The organism is Polycladospora coralii (assembly GCF_014773435.2).
Taxonomy (GTDB): Bacteria; Bacillota; Bacilli; order Thermoactinomycetales; family Thermoactinomycetaceae; genus Polycladospora; species Polycladospora coralii.
In genome coordinates this window covers 171,098-188,831 of the sequence record NZ_JACXAG020000004.1, presented here as the reverse complement: position 1 = coordinate 188,831, position 17,734 = coordinate 171,098, and the positions used below count along the sequence as shown (strand labels likewise).

The following is a 17,734-nucleotide window of genomic DNA, read 5'->3' as shown; positions in this document are numbered from 1 at the left end:
TTTTTCGACAAGCAATCTGGTTGTCCTGCTTTTTCACATGATATATCAAAATTGTCTAAATAAATATAAGCTATCCCCGTAATTGAATTGGAACGCTCTACAACACTTCCTGAAAGTGAATAAAATCCAAAAGATTGTAGTGCGGGGCAAAACCTTCCCTAAAAATGAAAGAAAAGCGAGGTTCAAATATATGTATGCTGGCCTTTTTTCTGTGATCAAGGAAATAGGATTCCGAATGAGGAAGAGCGCGGTATTTATGTTCATATCTCAAAGAACCCTTACGTATTCATATTATCATATTGCATGCATGGAAGGTTATCTATTTTGGGGAAAAGAAATAAAAAAAGAAAAATAAACGCAAATTCATTAGAAATTACAATGTTTATAATGTAAAGAAAGTTATTCAACCGATTATGGTTGCTCCCGATCTTTCTTCAGATGCTAATCCTACTCTGTAGCGATCAATATGCGTGCGATATTTGGCCTTACTCAACCCTTTATTGAATTTTCCAATTCATGTATGATATAGTTCATATACGTAATCCCATCATTTTTTACACTATTATTTCATATATGAATAATTTAGGAGGTTATGCATTTGCGTACACGTATGAATAAACAGTTTTTACTCGCTTCTCGGCCCACTGGAACCCCCACTTCTGAAAATTTCAAACTAGTCGAAGTCCCCATTCCTGATTTAAAAGAAGGGGAAGTATTAGTACGAAGTCTTTACATATCCGTTGACCCTTATATGCGCGGAAGAATGAATGATTACAAGTCATATGTTCCACCTTATTCACTGAATGAACCGATAGCAGGCGGTGTTGTAGGTGAAGTAATCGAATCCAAATCATCACAATTTCAAACCGGCGAAATCGTGATGGGCATGTACGGATGGCAAACCCATGGTGTTGTATACGGAAAAGATTTACAAAAAATTAATTCTGATATCGCACCCATTTCCACCGCACTCGGTGTATTAGGCATGCCTGGATTAACCGCTTATTTCGGTCTCTTAGATATTGCAAATCCGCAAGCAGGTGAAACGGTAGTTGTATCAGGTGCCGCTGGTGCTGTCGGTATGATTGTGGGACAAATCGCTAAAATCAAAGGAGCTCGCGTCATCGGTATCGCTGGTTCAGAAGAGAAAATAAACTATTTAAAAGAAGAATTGCATTTTGACGAAGTCATTAACTATAAAACCACTTCAGATATCAAAGCAGACCTACGAAATGCTTGTCCAAATGGTGTAGATGTTTATTTTGATAACGTAGGTGGTTCAATTTCTGATGCCGTCTTACTTTTAATCAATCAAGGTGCTCGTATTCCACTTTGTGGTCAGATTTCCTTATACAATTTGGAAAAAGTAGATATCGGACCGCGTATGCAACCGCTACTTCTGATCAATAGCGCTTTAATGCAAGGTTTTATTGTCTCCAATTATATGTCTCGCTTCCACGAAGCCCTTCCACAGATGGCACAATGGGTAGCTGAAGGAAAGATCAAGTATAAAGAGACGATTGTAGAAGGATTTGAAAATATGCCAACAGCTTTCTTAGGGCTTTTCAGCGGCGAAAATATCGGCAAGCAATTAGTTCGAGTCGCTGATTAATAAACACACTTCAGCCTTGGCGGCGTCTTTAGGGCGAGAGGTGAGGAGGGCTGAACCCACCTCATAAGGCCATCTCTTTGAAAGCAAGCAAGTGCCGATCATTTCGTGCACTTGCTTGCTTTATTTACGACATCCTGGACAACCCCCGCAACCGCAGCCACCTCTTGCTTTTTTGGGCTTTAGACGCCTACGTTTTATCGCTTTTTTCTTGCGATTCGCTTTCTTCTTTAATATTGGCATAAGCTCACTCCTCCCTCACGTCCTCACCATTAAGCTATGGCGAAAGAATTGCGGGTGGCACGGCTAATCACATCTGGGAAGGGTAAACTGGATCCCCAATCCACCATGTTTGCTATGGTAAGCTTCAATGTGACCCCCATGATTTTCGATAATGCGCTTACAAATGGATAACCCTAAACCACTTCCACCAATTTGACGAGATCGTGATTTTTCAACCCGATAAAGGGGTTGGAATATGGATGCTAATTCCGGAGTGGGTAAGCCAGGCCCATCATCCTCTACCCGAAACAAAATGGCATCTTGTTCCTCTGAACAAGAAAGATAAATGGTGAAAGGAGGGACAACATGAAAGACAGCATTGCTGATCACATTAGCAAAAACGCGTCGGATTCGCTTCTCATCCATACGAATCATGGCCTGAGGGGATACCTGATTCCGATAGACCAGGTTCCCTTGAAACGAGTCCAATTCAGCGCGATATTCATGACAAATCGATGTAAAAAAAGTATGTACTTCGGCCTCTGTTTTAGATTCTATTGCCAGTTCATCCTGATAATATAAGGAAAATTCCCTCGTCAGCCGCTCAATATCCTCTGCCTTTCGATAAATAATTTGAATATACTCTTTTCTTTTTTGTTCCGATAAGTGGCTTTTATCAAGCCTTTCTAAAAAACCCATAATCGAAGTGAGGGGCGTTTTAAAGTCGTGAGATATGGAAGCAATCATTTCACTCTGCTGTTTATGTGACTCTTGCAATCTCTTTGACATATCGATGTACGTGCGATATAAATCGCCTACTTCATCATTCGTCACATAATCTAACTCAACCAATTCATTTTGATGGTTAACCTTTTCCAAAGCTTTACTTAAATCTGTTATAGGCTTAATGATCACTTTTTGAATAAACAAGGCCATCATCACCACAGTAAAAATCATCACCACAATTGCAAAATTAAATAGATTATCAAATAAATCCAATACCTCGCCTCTATTAATAGGCGTTTGAAAATAAATCAAGTAATATTTTTGATCAGATAACTTGACAAAATCCTTGCCTTCATTCGCCCACACTTGTACAGGGACATCGAGTGTTTTATCCACTTCAAATACGATATTTCCGGATTCGTCTTGCAACCGAATTTTCGATTGTGTACGGTTCGCTTCTTGTTCCAGAAAGTCAAACATACTCGTTTGATTTGGATATAATGATTCTAATTTTGAAATGATCTGAGCCTGATACGTTTGTGTTCGATTGCGTAGGGTCTCTACATCGCGATGCATTTGATCTGCTACAAAAAAATGGATATATACAATCAAACTGGCGACAAAGAAACTGATGTTAATCACTTGCAAAATGATAATTTTCCAACGTAGGCTCATATTCACTTATGGTCACCTACAAACTTATATCCTGTTCCCCACACGGTTTTGATTAAATCATTAAACGGATCGATTTTACGCCTCAAATTCTTAATGTGAACTGTAACCGTATTTAAGTCACCAAATTCTCCGCGCCCCCACACAGCATCATAAATTTGTTCACGACTTAATACCTGATTGCGGTTTTCTGCTAGATAAACGAGAATCTGAAATTCTTTGGTCGATAAGTCCACTTTCTCCTGTTCTAACCATACCTCATACGTATCTTTATCGATCGATAAGTGTTGAAATTGCAATGGCCCATTGGCATTTGCTTGGTGGTTTCGACGCTTTTCTCGACGTAAATGCGCTTTTACGCGAGCGACTAGCTCTTGAATATGGAAAGGCTTCGTAATATAATCGTCACCACCCACCTCTAGGCCAATGATACGATCTAGCTCTCGATCTCTGGCACTCAAAAAAACGATCGGAATCATTAGCTCATTACGAACTTGACGACACACCTCTAAACCATCGATTTCAGGCATCATAATATCAAGCAACACCAGATCGAGATCTTTTTCTTTTAATGCATCAACTACAGCACGACCACTGTAAGCACGTCGAATTTCGAAGCCCTCTTCTTCTAAACTTTCCGCAACTAATTGAACAATTTCACGATCATCATCTGCAATTAAAATTTTTTCCACATCTCTGTCCTCCTTTTATATTCAGCATCCTCTTCGCTCATGTCTCCGTATGGATCAAAATACCTTTATATCTTTCATAACACATTTTGTATGTACATAGCCTATATTTTATATATCTTTATAATTGTATAGGATATATTATTTTCTTTTTATGCTTCATTTAGAACCACTCGCTATCATAAAATGTGCACATACCATATCAAGCGTATGTATGTCCAACATGTGGAAAGTATAATGTTAATGAGAAGTTCGTACAAGGGGGAGCACTGTTGAAAAAGATTTTAAAAGCACGTTGGCTGGTCATGATTGCATGGTTGATCTTTGGTATCACGATTTTCTTTACGATGCCGAGTGTCGATCAGCTTGTTCGCGAAAATTCTCAGCCTAAGATTCCAGGTGAATATAAATCACAGATTGCAAATGATTTAATTGCTGAGATGGATGAAAATAATAGTGATGGAAAAACGATCTCATCTATTATTGTTTACCACAACGATCAAGCTTTTACTGATGCTGAGCAGAAAAAGATCGAAGAAAAAATCAAAGAACTTGAGAAAAGTAGCACAGTAAAAGTACAATCTATTGTGAATCCATTTGAAAGTGATGAAACAAAGGAGCGTTTGGTTTCAGAAGATAAAAAAACAGTGATGACCATCGCATCCATTGAACTAAATGATTACACCGTATCTGAGATGCATGAGATGCTACAAAAAGAAGCTCAGATTGCGGATATTGAAACTTATCTAACGGGTCAAGATTTTATTAATAATGATTTCGCTAACACCGCGCTTGAAGGTGTTAAAAAGACAGAATGGATTACAGTTGCCTTTATTTTAATTGTGTTGATTGTTATTTTCCGTTCACCTCTTACACCACTCATTTCACTATTTACAGTTGGAATATCATACATTGTTTCATTGGGTATTGTGGCCATTTTAGCGGAGTATTTTGGGTTCCCATTTAGTAACTCAACCCAAACCTTCCTCATTCTACTCCTGTTTGGAATAGGTACTGATTATAATATCTTGCTCTTATTACGCTTTAAAGAAGAATTGGGTAATAAAGCTAGTGTTCCAAACGCGATCATCCGTACTTATCAAACGGCCGGCAAAACGGTCTTCTACAGTGGACTCGTCGTTGTAGTTGGGTTTAGTATGTTGATCCTCTCGCAATTTAGCGTTTACCAATCGGCCGTATCGATTGCAGTAGGTGCTATATTCTTGATCGTGTGTCTATTTACCATTACTCCGTTTTTTATGATGGTACTAGGGACGAAATTATTCTGGCCCTCGAAGAAAATTAGTCAACATAAAGAGAGTAAGTTATGGGGCATTTTTGGTTCATTTTCAACCAAACGACCACTTATTACCTTACTTATCATCGCCTTGATTTTAAGCCCTACGCTGTTTTTATATCAGGACAAATTATCTTTCAACAACTTAAAAGAGATTGATCCTGATTATCGTTCTATCACAGGCTTTAATATCATTGCCGATAGCTTTGGACCAGGAGAATCCATGCCTACCTCGATCGTGTTTAAACACGATAAAAAGTTAGATACCACCGAAGGATTAGCGTTTATTGATAACCTATCAGAGAAACTACGTCGCTATCCGGGTGTCTCCAACGTGTATGGTCCAACCCGACCTACAGGTGAAAAAATTGAGGATTTCTATACCCTCGAACAAAATAAACAGATCAAAGAAGGCACAACCCAGTCCCAAGAAGGTGTGGAAGAGATTGCGTCCGGTCTCGATGAAGCATCAAGTGGTCTGGAAAAAGCAAGTAGCGGTGATATGGATGATGTGGGACAATTAATTGATGCCACTTCACAAGCAAAAAACGGTGTCAATGAAATGGAAACCGGACTCAAACAAGTTGAAGGTGGATTAATTCAAAGTAGTGAAGGAATCCGAAAGATTGATAATGGCCTTGCGAGAATGGAGTCAAATTTAGAGACAGCAATCCCTCAAACTGAAGGCCTTGTAGCAGGATTGAAAAAGGCAGAGAAAGGTTATAAAGATGCTTTAGAGGGTTATACACAGCTACAGACAGCTTATATTGGCATGGTTGATCCAATTAAACAAACGAATACCTTAGCTGGTACAATTGCTAGTGACACATCTTCTCCACATCAGGGAACAGGGCAAAAGATTGTCGGCATTACAGACCTTATACTAAATGGTTCACCACAACAACCTATTGGTTTAAATGGGCTTAATACTAAATTTGAGGAAGCAAACCAAGGCCTTCAAAAGGGAAATGAAGCACTTTCCAAAGCTTATAACGATGTTTCTGCTCTACCTGAGCAACTTCAGGGGATGCTAAACGGTATACGCGAAGTTCGAAAAAACCTTGCTAAAATAGAAAATGGCCTAAATCAAGGGGCAAATGGCCAATCCCAACTGATCGATGCCAATCAAAATCTGGAAGTTGGACTTGGAAAGATCAACGACGGGCAGCGACAGCTAAATGATGGCTTACAAGAGATGCAAGGTAAACTGGGGGAACTGCAAACAGGTCTCGATACCAGTGTAGAAGGATTAGGGCAAGTTTCAGAAGGGCTCGGCAGTGTCAATCAATATTTAGGTGAAGTGACAGACACAAGTGCTGCGAGTACCTTCTTCATTCCTGCTGAAGCGATTCAAAATGAAGATTTCCAAAAATCCCTAGACACCTATATGTCTGATGATCGCAAAATCGCCCAAATTTCGGTGGCACTAGATGTCGATCCTTATAGTGCGGAAGCGATGGATATTGCAAGTACGATCAACCAAGCCGTACAAAAAGAGTTTGAAAATACCCCCTATAAAGATGCCGTGATCGGTATAGGCGGCGTTTCTGCTCAAAATGATGACTTACAACAAGTCTCTTCAGCAGACTTTAACCAAGCCATCACTTATATGTTACTGGGTATTAGTATCGTATTGTTATTCCTATTCCGCTCGTTCTGGTTGACCGTATTTAGCATTCTCTCGCTCTTGATTGCTTATTTCGGTTCACTCGCCATTACAGAGATTATTTATACGAGTGGTTTTGACTTAGCTGGGCTTTCATGGAGTGCGCCATTCTTTGCCTTTACGCTCATTATCGCCCTTGGTGCAGATTACACCATTTTCTTGATGATGCGTTACAAAGAATATGAGATGTATACGCCAACCTATGCAATACGAGAGGCGATGAAACGGATCGGTGGCGTGATTTTATCAGCCGTGATCATCTTATGTGGAACATTCGCCTCCATGTATCCATCTGGTGTAACTTCACTGGTGCAGGTTGCTACCCTCGTCATTGTGGCATTAATACTCATGCTGTTCATCATGCTCCCACTCTTCATCCCTGCGATGATTGGTTTATGGGAAAAGGTAACAAAGAGTAATGAGAAACGAATTGAAAGATTAAGACGTCAGGAAATGAAACGTTCTGAAGAACAATAAAAACGGATGCTAAATCCTGCTAGGTATTCCTAGCAGGATTTATTTTTTGACTCCAGCAACTTGTTTGCATGATAAAATAAGGCAAAAGGAGGAGTCTGACATGAATGTGATTGAATTAAAGCAATTAACCAAACGATATGGTCGGACAAGAGGAATTGAAAATTTAAGCTTTCATGTGGAAGAGGGGGAAATCTTTGGATTTATCGGTCCAAATGGCGCTGGCAAATCAACAACCATTCGCACCCTACTATCTCTCATTTATCCGACAAGTGGCAGTGCCACGATTTTTGGTAAAGATACGGTTAAATATGCCCCTGAAATTAAGAAAGAGATTGGCTATCTCCCATCAGAGGTTTTTTATTATGACAATATGAAAGTGAAAGATTTATTAAAATACTCGGCTCGTTTCTATAAAAAAGATTGTCATCGTCGCATGGTCGCGTTAGCAGATCAATTAAACCTAGATTTAGATCGCAAAATCGATGACTTATCGTTTGGGAATAAAAAGAAAGTGGGGATTATACAAGGACTTCTGCATGAACCACGTTTAATCATTTTGGATGAGCCTACAGGTGGTTTAGATCCGCTGATGCAACAAACCTTCTTTGAGATTTTACGGTTGGAAAACCAAAAAGGAACGACAATCCTCTTCTCTTCTCATATCTTAAGCGAAGTACAAAAGCTATGCGATCGCGTAGCCATTATAAAGGAAGGCCAGCTGGTAAAAGTAGAAAAAATAAGCGAACTTAAAGCAAACAGCCATAAGAAAGTGGAGATCGAAACAAGTGGCGAAATCAATGAGCGCTTCTTTGAATTATCGGGTATCAACCATGTTGAACGAGGCGAACATCTGACTCGATTCTGGTTTAGCGGAAATATGAATACCTTGCTGGAGCAACTAACCCAGCTGGAATTAATGAATTTATGGATTGAGGAGCCTGATTTGGAAGAAATATTTATGCATTATTACGAAAAGGAGCGTTAATCCATGATGAACCTATTTCGACACGAATTACGCGTAAGTCGTAATGCAACGATCATTTGGACGCTCTCTCTGTCTGGATTAATCCTATTTTTTATGTCGATGTACCCTGCCATATCTAGCGATGCAAAAGCTTTTCAAAATCTATTGGAAAGCTATCCGCAAGAAGTACTCGTCTCTTTGGGTATTTCACTTGAAACCATCACTTCATTGCTTGGCTTTTACAGCTATGTATTTACTTATATCGTCTTGTGTACCTCCATACAAGCCGTCCAATTGGGACTTCAAATTATATCGAAAGAAAGCCGTGACAAAACAGCTGATTTTTTGCTAACCAAACCAGTGACTAGGACTTCCATTATCACAGCAAAACTGATGGCTGCACTTGTCTTAATCCTTATAACAAATGGAATCTTTATGGTCGTAGCACGTTTCACATTACCGCTCTTTAGTGATCAATCATTTGACACAAGTACGTTTTTACTGATTACAAGTAGTTCGCTTTGGATTGCGTTTTTCTTTCTATTTATAGGTATGATGGCGTCCGCCCTACTTTCTCCTATTAAATCAGTCATTGCGCTTTCGCTCAGCATGGTATTTGGTTTTTTTGTTTTTAGTATGTTAGGAGCTGTGGTTGGAGAAGAAACGATACGTTACTTTACACCATTCCACTATTATGATACAGCCTATATATTAGCGCATGGCACCTATGAATGGGATTTTGTTTGGATTGAAGTGGGTCTCATTTTGGTCATGGGTGTACTTAGTTATTTCCTGTATCGAAAAAAAGATATTTATTAATGATCATCCACATTAAAAGGAGGGCGTACCTTGAATCTGTATCTCAAAGAACTAAAGTCTTCACGGAAATCACTCTTTTTTTGGAGCCTCGGAATGGTTTTCATGATTGTCGCTGGGATGAGTAAGTATGGTAGTTTAGCCACAACAGGACAATCTCTGAATGAACTGATGAACACCATGCCTCAATCGATTCAAGCTATAATGGGGATCGGCACCCTTGATTTATCTACACCCATCGGTTATTTTGGTGTGGTGTTTTCTAATTTGATCTTAATAGCCTCTATCCACGCCATTCTAATGGGAGCTAACATGATCGCGAAAGAAGAAACAGACAAAACTGCTGAATTTTTACTTACAAAACCCCTGTCCCGTGCGCAAATCCTATCTGCAAAATTATGTGCCACTGTAACCAGTATCCTACTTCTAAATATAATCACTTCTGTCGTATCGATGATCATCCTTTCTGCTTATTACAGCGAAGCATCATCACTTACCTCGTTGATGTTACTCATGACTGGCATGTTTTTCGTACAACTCATATTTGCTTCATTAGGTATTTTTATCGCTACAATAAATAAAAGCGTAAAAAAAACAAGCGCTATTGCTACAGCCGCATTATTAATCACTTATTTGTTATCAATTGCCATTAACTTAAGTAAGCCATTAGAAAATCTACAATACCTTACTCCTTTCAAATATTTTGAGGCTAAAACCATATTAGTTGATCAATCACTAGATCCTCTATTTTTAATGTTAACCCTATGTATCGTCGTTTTATTTACCAGTTTTAGCTATGGGATCTTTAAAAACAGAGACTTACAAATATAAAAGCCTATGAGAATTCGCGGTAATAGTGAAAGTCAGTCCAAGGATTTAGACTGACTTTCACCATTACGGACTAATTGAGTTGATTTACGATTTGTGTCACAATCTGACCTGTATTGAATAGATCTTCTTTTTGAATCTTATCCAATGTATCTTGATCCGTATGATAGTACGGATCTTCCTCGTAATGTAGAAACGCAACCGGTATCCCTTGCTCTTCGAATGGAACATGATCACTCCGACTTGATGTGCCTCTTTGATAACGAATCCCTTTCATCTTAGCAATATCTTCTGCTCGATCGGCGACCCACGAAGAAGCATTTGCTTTTGCCGTATAAATCCTTAATGTATCACCTACCCCGACCATATCCATATTAAGCATACCACTCATATTTTTGATATCCGTCTGATTAAGTGAATCTATATAAGCATTGGAGCCAAGCAAACCCAATTCTTCAGCCCCAAACGCAATAAACTTAATGTTCTGATTTAAATCTTTGTTGCTTACGATTCGCGCAACTTCTAACATGGTAGCAGTACCAGATGCATTATCATTTGCAGCTGCTGAGTCTACACCATCATAGTGCGCACCGACAACGAATGTTTCTGTCTCGTCTGTTGGGGAAACAGCACTTTTTGTGGCAATAACATTGTGTGTATACACACCCACTTCCGTATCATCTACTTTCATATGAAGAGATACAGCCTCTTCTTTCAGAAGATCCACTAAGTAAGTGCCATCTGTTCCACTAATTCCAATTGTTGGAATATCAGGAACTTGATTGAATCCGCCTCTGTAAATCAATCCACCCGTATTGTTAAAAATAATTACACCGATTGCACCGTTATCAGCTGCATTTTGTACTTTCTCTGCATACGTAAAGCTTCCTCTTTTGATCAATGCAATTTTCCCTTTTACATCCACATGGTCAAAATCATCTCTACTGCCGAGACCGGCATACACAAGTGATGCTGTTTGTCCTGAATGGGTAGGTGTACGAATAAAAGGACGTGCTTCTATAGATTTAGAAATGGGTGTCTTTAAATCAATTGATCCACTGTTATGCGAAAATAGAAGATGTGGTTGCATTTCTACCTCATAACCTAAGTCAATCCATCTTTCTTTTATCTTGTTTGCAGCTTCCATTTCTCCTTTAGTTCCCGCCATACGCGCATCATCTTTATAGGCTAAATCTGCAATATCCTCATAAATTCGCTCAACAGAGACCTGATCATTCTGGAAAGCTTTCGTCTCTTTTAAAGCTTCATACGCATTCACTCGTCCATGCTTCCAATAAGTTCCCGTACCTGAAATTGGATCAGCTGAATTTTCTATTGTAGAGCGAATTTCTGCATTAGATAAGCCTTCCGAGCTGAGTAGTGCAGCCAAACCTGCTACATGTGGTGTAGCCATGGATGTACCCGAATCATAGCCATAACCACCCGCTAGCGTAGTGGATATGATTTCAGCTCCAGGAGCCGAAACATCAACCCATGTTCCATAATTAGATGCTGACCATTTTTGATCCTTTGCATTCGTTGCCCCTACAGCGATGACTTTATCATGATTAGCCGGATAAGAAGGAGTTGATTCACCGCTATTCCCTGCTGCTCCTAACACAACTGCTCCTTTATCCCAAGCATAATTTACTGCATCCTCGATCACTTTGGATGGTTGATCCGCACCCAAACTTAAGTTAATCACATCCGCTCCGTTATCGGCAGCATATGTGATCCCATTTGCCACCCATACACTCGTACCACTTCCATTTGCTCCCAATACCCGAATCGGCATGATCTTTACATGCGGTGCTATACCTGCTACCCCTATACCATTATGGGTGAGTGCACCCACTGTACCTGCAACGTGAGTTCCATGTCCTTGTTCGTCATATGCATCACGATCGTTATCTACAAAATCATATCCCTCAATGATTTGACCTGTTAAATCAGGATGGTCCGTTTGCACACCTGTGTCGATCACCGCAACAATAATATCCTCTTTTCCTCGTGTAATATCCCATGCTTTTTCTGCTTGTATCATTTGAGGTCCGTATTGTTCTTTTTGATAAATCGGATCATTTGGTGTCCACATTGCATTTAACTCGATAATGGGTTCGACATAATCGACTGCGTGATCTTCTTTGTATGTTTTTAAAACCTGTTCCAATGACTCTTTCTGAACATCGATAACATCAAACCCAAGTTGTGTGTTACGGGTACGCATTTTTACATGTTTCGCTTGATGTTTTTTATTTTTTGTTTCTTGTTTAATCCCATCCTTAAATTTCACAACAATTTGATGCATGTCCAATTTAACAGTTTGTGCTTGCACATTTTCTGAGGGCGGTAGTGACAAAGAACACACGAAAATGATAACCACTACAAACGAAATCCAACGATTCATTTTTTTCATGTTATAATCCCTCCAATTTAAGTTGAGCTTCACTTTAGACAGTAACTTGCATGTGTCGATTTGTTTGATCCCCTATTATCGTCAGTTAATTTTAAATAGATGTATTTTTCAGTCTAATTGCTTGAATATACCCCACTGCGTATCGCAAGTAAAATAAATTCAATAATCTAATTATATATTTAATTGAAAATAATATCAATATATCTTATTGATTTTATTTTAAATAGAGAGTGTAAAATATTTTGTGTAACTTGAGCAAAGTATAAGTTTTTTCTTCTCAAGAAACATTAGTAAATAAAGCAACATAGGAGGTTTGGGCAATATTCATAAAAGACCATTTGCCTCCCATAAAAATAGACTTGTAGAGAATGGGCATTCCCTCCTAGAGCCAGACCGCCATCCACCACAAGAGAATGCCCTATAATATAACTTGCATGCTTCGAGGCCATCCAAAATACGGGTTTGTCCATTCGACCTACAGGAATGTACTTATTAGAGCTCATCCGAGCTATCTTCACTTACCCCCACATGGGGATCTGAACCAATCCCGGTGTCACATTATTGATTCTAATCCCAAACCTGGCATATTCATGAGCAGCCGTTTTAGCCAGCCCTTCCAGCGCATGCTTACTGACAGAATAAATAGATCCATTGGGTGTCAGATGAGATATTGATGATGGATCCTCCATAACGCTGGCGCATTCTCTGCTTAATTTCATATTTCATACATAGCCATGCTCCCTTTAAATTCACGTTCTTCTTCTTCCAGTTCAATCATGGATGCGAAGGTTACAGGCAACATCTATACTTCAATTTGATGAAATTCCACATGTTCGGATATCTGTCTTAATTCCCCCTGTGCGTCCATCCCCATTTGAAGGTTGGTACCGGTGATGTGTTTGCTAGAAACTTCTTGGCCACTCCTTTCCCTATGCCTGAATTCCCCCCAATGACCAAAACGACTTGACGAGTGCCTTCATGGTTTCTCATATTATTCAATTCTCCATTTTATGTTTTTTAATATCAGGAAATACGAAACGACTGTAAAGCCGACTAGAATTGAAGAGTCTATTAGGACCCCTTTGGTCAAACCATTTGTCAACACTTCCCTTAGCCCCTCCGCCACATAGGCAGTATGAAGCACAAAGAAAAACCTACCACAAAAATCTGGTAGGCTCCTAAGAAAAAAAGTTTAGTTTTCTTTTAGTGCATTGACCAAGTTTACACGAACTGCAATAAAAGATGGAAATAGGGATGCAATGACCGAGAGTAGAAGACCCGCCATGATGGCAAGCCCGATATTTCCCCAAGGAATAATGAATGGCATGTAAGTAGCAGAGGAATTAGAGATGGAGTTTAAATAGATAACAAATATCCCCAACACGACTCCGACGATGATTCCGGCCACTCCTACGACTAACCCTTCCCCCATCACCATCGCTCTCACTTGTCTGGTTGTAAAACCGATGGCACGCGTGGTTCCAATCTCTCCTATCCTCTCCATTGTATTCATTAATAAAGTATTGCTAATTCCTATGCTTGAAAGTGCAATGACGATAATCATAAGGAATTGCATCACTTCATTCATACCATCAAAAGAACTTTGTGATGACTCAATCTGGTCTTCCACTAGCGTAAGTGTCGATATGCCTGTAGGGAAGTCTTGACGCAAATCCCTGCGCAGGTCTTTTGGGTTGCTTGAATCATCGACATTCATCATGAGTGTCTGGATTCCCTGCCAATTAAACACTTGTGAAAATTCTTCCTGAGAGACGAATCCGACATAACCTCCATCCTGAGACGTATTAACTTTTCCGGCTACCTTATACGCTCGTTCACCGGCAGGGGTGTTCATCTTGACAGAGTCGCCAACTTTCCCACCCCATTCATCAAACGCTCTCTCTCCCAGTAGAACTGCACCGTCAGGAATATCCTGAGCGTATCCCTTAAACAATGGAAAATCCGGAGAGGAAGGGTTGCTCATCAAATAAAATTCTTTGGCCTCGCCATCCACTGTTTTCCAAGTAACCATCGTCTCCTTATACCATGCCATATCTTTCACAGCCTGATGGTTTTTCACAGTGTTTAACTGGGATTCATTAATTGGTTCTTCAAATTGAATTTGGATATCTCCACCGAAGGTTTGGCAAATTTCCTTCTCAAATCCCGAAGGAATGGATTCCAGTGCCGATCCAAGAAAGATGACCACTCCAATACTGATTGCCAACATGGCCGAGGTATTTGCATTTCGATTGGTATTTACTTTGATATTACTGACCGATAAGCGCCCAGGATAACCCAACAAACGCTCAATCAACGGTCCTAACAACTTCGCAAGCATTCTTATTACCACCGGATAAAGGAGAATGACTCCGAAAAGCAGAAATACGTAAGCCCAATAACGATCGAGAAAACTCAATCCGATGAAGGCCAAGCCGAGTATATATCTGATGACCTTCACTCTGGTTTTCGACTCTTTATTCGTATTCCTCAAGGCATATATTATAGGGGTTTTAAAAGCGATATACATCGGAATACCTGCTACTATAAGTGGGAAGAGGAGTCCGATCATTCCTGATAAGATCGTGGCACTCTGCCAATTCAATGTATAAACCATTGTGTCTTGGAAGATACCTAGAAGCATATCAACAAATAGATCGGCGAACCATACCCCGAGTGGAAGAGCAATCACGGTTCCGATAAGGGAGAGTAAAAATACTTCCATGAATACAAGTTTAAACACATTAAAGTTCGTATATCCAAGACTCTTCATAATTGAAAATTCCTTTTTACGCTCGATGACACTCGAGTAAATCATATTGAAGATGATGAAACCACTGATAAAGAGAGCAAGGATAGACACGAGATAAAATACAGCGTACAACCCATCCACATCGTTATTCCTCAAATCATCAATTACCACGGGCTGAACGTATAAAGATGTCCCGTTCAATTCATCTTGATACTGTAATAAATGATCTTTACTTCCTTCATGTTGTAGCCTGATATAACTAATCTGATCAATCAGTCCAGTCCATTCCTGTAGGGTGTCAAGGTCCATCATGACCCTGAATGATCTCCCTTCTGCTTCTTCCCAACTGTTAGGGCTTGCTAACCAAGAAGTGAAGCCTACAATCCCCGTTACTTTAATTTCCCCCAGCCCTTTAAAGGTGACTGTATCCCCAATATCCTTCCCCCATAGCTTGGATGCATTTTCGGGGATGATCAAACCTCCACCTTCCAGGCCTCCCTTGATCAAGGGAAGCTTGAGCAGATTACTATGGATATCACTTACTCCCGTCACCCTTACCGGGGTTTCAGGTGGACCTTTGTCACCCTCTACATCAATCAGTGTCTGCTTGTCCAAGACACTCAGGCTGTCTTTCACGGCATCCTGCTGCTTAATCGATTCCACTTCATCCTCAGAAAAAGAATATTCCTTACTCAAGATCCATGAGTCTGCATTACCTGCGTAGATTTCTTCATAGTATCTAAACGTATCTTTCACTGTGTTATTCGCCACCAACATGCTGGTGGTCAACTGAATTCCGAGTATGACGGCAATCAGAGTGAAGAAGAACCTCCTCTTGTTCTTCGTTAGATTACGCCAGGAAACTAGCCAGATATTCAGCATAGTCTTGATCCTCCCTAGTAACTTCCTTATCAATCACTCCATCTTTGAATAAAATAATCTTATCCGCATATCCGGCTGCGAAGATATCATGTGTTACCATGATGATGGACTGCTTTCGTTCTTTATTGAACTTCGCAAGTAGCTCCAGTATTTCTTCAGCACGCTTTCGATCCAAATTTCCTGTAGGTTCATCTGCCAAAAGGATTTTGGGTTCATGGATCAACCCTCTAGCGATGGAAACACGCTGTTGTTGCCCTCCACTCAATAGATTGGGGGATTTCTTTTCAAGCCCTTCCAATCCCACCTCATTGATGATCGATCGGATTTTCTCCTCTCCATCCTTGTCTTTTCTCCCGTCTGCATGTAGCGGGAAGGCGATGTTTTCCTCTACAGTCAAAGTAGACAACAGCTGATAATTCTGAAAGATGAAACCGATATCCTTGCGGCGCACAATGGTCCTTTTTTTTTCATTCAAATCAGAAAAGGAGTTCTCTTGTATTCTCACATGACCAGATGAAGGAGTATCCAAACCTCCAAGAAGTTGAAGAAGGGTACTTTTACCCGATCCACTCGGACCCATGATGGCAACAAACTCTCCTTTTTTAATCGAGAGGTTTACTCCCTTTAGAACCTCGATTTTCATATCTCCCTGTTCAAAATGCTTGAACACATTATCTACAGTGATCATATGTTCCTCACTCCTTCACATTATCCTTGATAGGGGCCTTTTAACGGGAGACGATATCCAGTCAAAAAGAGCTTCTCTCACCGCTTGGGTAATTTGATAATGAATCCTTCCCTTCTCATTTTCTCCTAGTGACGTAACCAACCCATCTCTTCCCAGTCTCTCTAATGTGGTTAGGGGTCATTGATGATGAGAGAGTTCATTGAATTCCGCGATGATATCATAGCCGTGTAAATTCTTCCTATATAAAAGTCCCCATATTTTGAATTTAACAGTCATGTTCTTCCCTACTTTTCTAGTCCCTATTTAATCCATTCACCTTTATGTTCCCTGATTTGGTTTTAATTTTCATTTCATTTCCGCCATTTCCTGATGTTCCCTTCGCTTTTCTTTTGTCTTTTGTTGATTCATCCAATGACATATTGATAGATTGACTACCACTGTTCGTACTGACATCCAGATTCAGATCGGGTGTCTCTTCATCGAATTCAATAGTGGCCTTACCGCTTGAAGTGGATACCTCTACATCCCCATTCAACTCGGCAAAATGCAACTTCACATTCCCACTACTCGCTTTAACTTCAATGTCGGTTTGATTTAAATCTTTACCAGATATATTCCCTGAAGAACCATCAAGGATGAGCTTGCCATTAAAGTCTTGTGGAATCATCAATTCAAGAGTTGGCTTCTTCTTAACCAATCGTGCAATACTGCTATCCAGATCCACGGTCAACCGATTTGACGACTTATCCAGGGTCACGCCTGGACCATCATCATAAACTGTAAGATGCACCTCTAATTCAGACGTATCACTTACCTGAACATCAACATCTGTGCTTGCAAAGTTCACTACAATCTCATTTACATCGTCGACGGATTCCTTATTCACCAGTACATCCTTTTCACCGGTAGAACATCCAGCAAGGCTGAATAAAGCCACCAGTAGACCAAGAATGAATTTTTTCATCATAACCCAACCTCCTTCGAACCCATTATATAAGATGACGTAAGGTCACTTTCAAACTTTACGCAA

Annotated in this window: 12 protein-coding genes; 5 read left to right on the top strand and 7 right to left on the bottom strand. The window is 40.0% G+C overall.

Going from position 1 to position 17,734, the window contains the following annotated elements; translation table 11 throughout:
* The first annotated feature begins 610 nt into the window (after window positions 1-610).
* On the top strand, window positions 611-1,612 hold the full coding sequence (locus IC619_RS10600; RefSeq protein ID WP_191139813.1) for an NADP-dependent oxidoreductase: 1,002 nt from the start codon (window positions 611-613) through the stop codon (window positions 1,610-1,612).
* A gap of 303 nt (window positions 1,613-1,915) precedes the next feature.
* Here the strand turns inward: IC619_RS10600 and IC619_RS10595 are convergent, their stop codons facing one another.
* Entirely contained in the window at window positions 1,916-3,232 is a 1,317-nt protein-coding gene (locus IC619_RS10595; RefSeq protein WP_191139784.1) for a HAMP domain-containing sensor histidine kinase, read from the bottom strand.
* A 2-nt stretch (window positions 3,233-3,234) separates the two neighbouring features.
* A complete protein-coding gene (locus tag IC619_RS10590; RefSeq protein ID WP_191139785.1) occupies window positions 3,235-3,921 on the bottom strand; it encodes a response regulator in 687 nt (228 codons plus the stop codon).
* 269 nt (window positions 3,922-4,190) lie between these two features.
* Here IC619_RS10590 and IC619_RS10585 point away from each other — a divergent pair, with 269 nt between their 5' ends.
* The 4 genes from IC619_RS10585 to IC619_RS10570 all read left to right on the top strand — a co-directional run bounded on the left by IC619_RS10585 (window position 4,191) and on the right by IC619_RS10570 (window position 9,969).
* The gene (locus tag IC619_RS10585; RefSeq protein WP_191139786.1) at window positions 4,191-7,358 is read left to right on the top strand and encodes an MMPL family transporter; all 3,168 of its coding nucleotides are present in this window, start codon (window positions 4,191-4,193) and stop codon (window positions 7,356-7,358) included.
* 100 nt (window positions 7,359-7,458) lie between these two features.
* On the top strand, window positions 7,459-8,343 hold the full coding sequence (locus IC619_RS10580; RefSeq protein ID WP_191139787.1) for an ABC transporter ATP-binding protein: 885 nt from the start codon (window positions 7,459-7,461) through the stop codon (window positions 8,341-8,343).
* Between the two features lie 3 nt (window positions 8,344-8,346).
* Complete coding sequence (locus IC619_RS10575; protein WP_191139788.1) at window positions 8,347-9,141, top strand: ABC transporter permease subunit; 795 nt, start codon at window positions 8,347-8,349, stop codon at window positions 9,139-9,141.
* 30 nt (window positions 9,142-9,171) lie between these two features.
* The gene (locus IC619_RS10570) at window positions 9,172-9,969 is read left to right on the top strand and encodes a DUF2705 family protein (RefSeq protein WP_191139789.1); all 798 of its coding nucleotides are present in this window, start codon (window positions 9,172-9,174) and stop codon (window positions 9,967-9,969) included.
* 70 nt (window positions 9,970-10,039) lie between these two features.
* On the opposite strand, the gene IC619_RS10565 is transcribed toward IC619_RS10570, so the two are convergent.
* From IC619_RS10565 to IC619_RS10545, 5 genes are all read right to left on the bottom strand, one after another.
* Window positions 10,040-12,382 (bottom strand): DUF4910 domain-containing protein, encoded by a 2,343-nt coding sequence (locus IC619_RS10565; protein WP_191139790.1) that lies wholly within the window; start codon window positions 12,380-12,382, stop codon window positions 10,040-10,042.
* Between the two features lie 518 nt (window positions 12,383-12,900).
* On the bottom strand, window positions 12,901-13,071 hold the full coding sequence (locus IC619_RS17340) for an SDR family oxidoreductase (protein WP_191139791.1): 171 nt from the start codon (window positions 13,069-13,071) through the stop codon (window positions 12,901-12,903).
* Window positions 13,072-13,574: 503 nt separating this feature from the next.
* Window positions 13,575-16,016, bottom strand: coding sequence for an ABC transporter permease (locus IC619_RS10555; protein ID WP_191139792.1), 2,442 nt, complete (start codon window positions 16,014-16,016; stop codon window positions 13,575-13,577).
* Window positions 15,985-16,704: an ABC transporter ATP-binding protein gene (locus IC619_RS10550; protein ID WP_191139793.1), complete on the bottom strand. Its 720-nt coding sequence runs from the start codon at window positions 16,702-16,704 to the stop codon at window positions 15,985-15,987. Before IC619_RS10550 ends, IC619_RS10555 begins: the two co-directional genes overlap by 32 nt.
* Window positions 16,705-16,996: 292 nt before the next feature.
* Window positions 16,997-17,671 carry a DUF4097 family beta strand repeat-containing protein gene (locus tag IC619_RS10545; RefSeq protein WP_191139794.1) on the bottom strand — a complete coding sequence of 225 codons (675 nt, stop codon included), beginning with the start codon at window positions 17,669-17,671 and terminating at the stop codon, window positions 16,997-16,999.
* Window positions 17,672-17,734: the final 63 nt, after the last annotated feature.